This window comes from uncultured Fibrobacter sp. (genome assembly GCF_937877005.1).
In the GTDB taxonomy this organism is placed as follows: domain Bacteria; phylum Fibrobacterota; class Fibrobacteria; order Fibrobacterales; family Fibrobacteraceae; genus Fibrobacter.
The window spans coordinates 1-2,643 of sequence record NZ_CALEFV010000353.1; the positions used below are offsets into that span (position 1 = coordinate 1).

Below are 2,643 nucleotides of genomic sequence, written 5' to 3' on the forward strand. Positions count from 1 at the left end.
AGGGATTCTTCGGCAGGACCGTGACCGGCAAACACGCGTTCGATGGCCTTCATCACGTCGGCTTCGGAGGCCATGACCACATCCACATCCATACGCACCTTGAACTTCACGATGCTGATCGTGCGCATGTTGGTCGGGTCCGTCATGGCAATCGTCATCACGGAGCGAACCTGGCGGCGTTCATCTTCACCCTTCTGCACGAACAGCGGCACCACCTTGTACTGCTTGCACATGTCTTCGGGCAAGTAGTTGAAGGCGTTGGGATCGATATTGAAGTTTTCAAGCTTTACATACGGAACTTCGAACTGTCTCGAAAGGATTTCAATCAGGCGTTCTTCGGGCATGTAGCCCAGGTCCACCAAGGTGCGACCGAGTCGCTTGCCCGAGGTCTTCTGCGTTTCGAGAGCCTTGTCCAGCTGTTCCTGGGTAATGTAACCCTGCGCAAGGAGCATTTCGCCGATACGCATCTTGGTCGAAGACTGCATCTGCGACCCGAGGATGTTCGTTAGCGTTTCTTCGCTCACCATGCCAAGGCGCACCAGAATCTTACTGAGCATAAGCCCGGTACGTTTGTGTTCGGCCATGGCATGAGCCAACTGGTCTTCGTCCAATACGCCTTGACGAAGCAGCAACTGGCCCAAGTTCATCTTATTGCTATTTATCATAAATGCGACCACGCCCGAGGTTGAACGGGCATTTTTTCTCCATTTTTGCAAAGCATGTTGACCGGGTCGCCCGCAGATTTTTCTACGGCAAATCCAATTTCACACACCTCGCCCAATTGGGTATTTGCTTTAAATATACTTTTTGGGCTAGAATTTGCAAATAGCAGGTGATATTCCTCACCCCCATTTAATGCAAAATTTAGGGGATTTTGGCCATATTTTTCGCACAAGCGCGTAACTTCGGGGTCTATCGGGAGTTTATTTTCAATAATTTGCAAATCAACACTGGAAGAAAGAGCCAAGTGGTTCAGTTCCGACGAAAGTCCGTCGCTAATATCCATGCAAGCGCCGCCCGCCCCCAAGCGCAAAAGTTCAGCCCCGGCAGATTCGCAAATTTTAGGAGCCAAGTGGTATTCCACCAGCGTCGGGAATTCGTCTTTGGCCTCGGGGTGGTTCATCAAAAGCCAAAGGCCCGCACCCGACTTTCCGAGCGTTCCGTTCACATACAAAGCATCGCCCGGTTTAACCGCCGAGCGTAAAAGCGGCTGTGCATTTTCGCCTTCGAGCGTTCCCAAGAGCGTTGTCGAAAACATTCCCACATCGCCCACCACGGTATCGCCGCCAATCAAGGCGATTCCACGCCGCGCAAAGCCCTGCGAAAGAGCGGCCTGCACGCGGGTGCGAGTTTCCGGCGACCAATTCTTGTTGATACAAAGCCCAAGCACCGCAAAGCGCGGGACACCGCCCATGGCAGAAATATCCGACACGTTCGAGACAATATGCTTTTCGACCGCCTGCTCCGGCGTTGACCAACCCAGCCTAAAATGCGTATTTTCGACCGACAGGTCCTTGGTCACGAGCCAGCCGTCGAATTGGGCGCAGTCATCGCCCACGCCGAGCCAGCCTCTTGTTGCGGGAGGTTGTTTTTTAAAGGCGGCAGCATCTTTTAAAAGGGCCTGAATAAAATTGAATTCACCTAGGTTAGGAAACATCTTTTTAATTCATCAAAAATTTTCTTTAAATATAATTTTTAATGAGGGAGGGGCTTTTTTACGCTCCCCATCCTAGGCCGACGCTTCCATTTCCTCTCCGCATAAACCACTTTTTTATCCACAAGTGTTCCCGCTTCAACTATTCAAAAAAAACGCCAACACAACAACTTGGCGGTAAATTGTTGATAAATTGAATACAACTATTGGACAAAAAAAATTTTGTGAAAAAGACAAAAAAATCTATTCACAATCCGGGAAAATTACCTATCTTTTAGGGCATGGGACACATCTTCTTCATAGCCCCGTCTTCTCCAGGCAGCTTAGACCGCCTCAGTCAATGGACGTTCCGTTGGCTTTTGGAGCACGGTGATTTGGCGGAAGATTCTACGATGTATACCTGCAATTCCATCGAAGACGCCACAAACCTTCTGGAATCTGCATTGATTATCGGACAGTCCCCCGCACTCATCATTCTCGACCACGCAGATCGCCCGTACGAACAGAACCTCAAGTTCAGCAAGCTCTTGCACGACGGCATTCCTGAATCGTGGATTGTGGAACTCGTTCCAGACAATATGCCGCTACCGGAAAGCGACGACAACTACTACTGGGTGCGCAAGCCCGTGAGCGAAGAAGAATGGTACAGCACGCTGGAACAGGTGTTGCTCAAGAGTGGCTCACCCCAATGGGCTAATAACTAATGTGAAATGTGGAATGTAAAGTGTGAAATGAGAAATTAATCATCACACATTACACATCACACATTACACATATCTATATTTCCGCGCATGATCAAAGGCGTAAGTTATTTTGGCGTACGCTCGCCCAAGCATGTTTTGGCCGACATGGCCGACATCAAGGCGGCGGGTTTCAATGCGGTTCTCCACACGTGGAGCGAAGAAGACCAACAGTATTACTACGGTACCATGAAGGAAATCGTGGACCAGTCTGCAGACTTAGGTCTGACTGTCTACGTGAACCCGTGG

2 protein-coding genes and 2 pseudogenes are annotated in these 2,643 nt (G+C 49.8%); 2 read left to right on the forward strand and 2 right to left on the reverse strand.

All coding sequences use genetic code 11. The features are described from left to right. Both Q0628_RS15595 and thiL read right to left on the reverse strand, forming a co-directional pair. Nucleotides 1–665, reverse strand: a pseudogene (locus Q0628_RS15595) (type II/IV secretion system protein); the annotation flags it as partial. After that, nucleotides 662–1,657: a thiamine-phosphate kinase gene (gene thiL, locus Q0628_RS15600; protein ID WP_298772583.1), complete on the reverse strand. Its 996-nt coding sequence runs from the start codon at nucleotides 1,655–1,657 to the stop codon at nucleotides 662–664. The gene thiL and the pseudogene Q0628_RS15595, both read right to left, overlap by 4 nt. Before the next feature lie 278 nt (nucleotides 1,658–1,935). On the opposite strand from thiL, the gene Q0628_RS15605 reads away from it, so the two are divergent. Together Q0628_RS15605 and Q0628_RS15610 are read left to right on the forward strand one after the other, a co-directional pair. Beyond that, nucleotides 1,936–2,358, forward strand: coding sequence for a hypothetical protein (locus tag Q0628_RS15605; RefSeq protein WP_298772585.1), 423 nt, complete (start codon nucleotides 1,936–1,938; stop codon nucleotides 2,356–2,358). Between the two features lie 87 nt (nucleotides 2,359–2,445). Next, nucleotides 2,446–2,643 (forward strand): annotated as a pseudogene (locus tag Q0628_RS15610) (hypothetical protein); the annotation flags it as partial.

Bases quoted from the DNA above. Each gene is read 5' to 3' on its own strand.
- thiL (WP_298772583.1), bottom strand. From the start codon at position 1,657: ATGTTTCCTAACCTAGGTGAATTCAATTTTATTCAGGCCCTTTTAAAA.
- Q0628_RS15605 (WP_298772585.1), top strand. From the start codon at position 1,936: ATGGGACACATCTTCTTCATAGCCCCGTCTTCTCCAGGCAGCTTAGAC.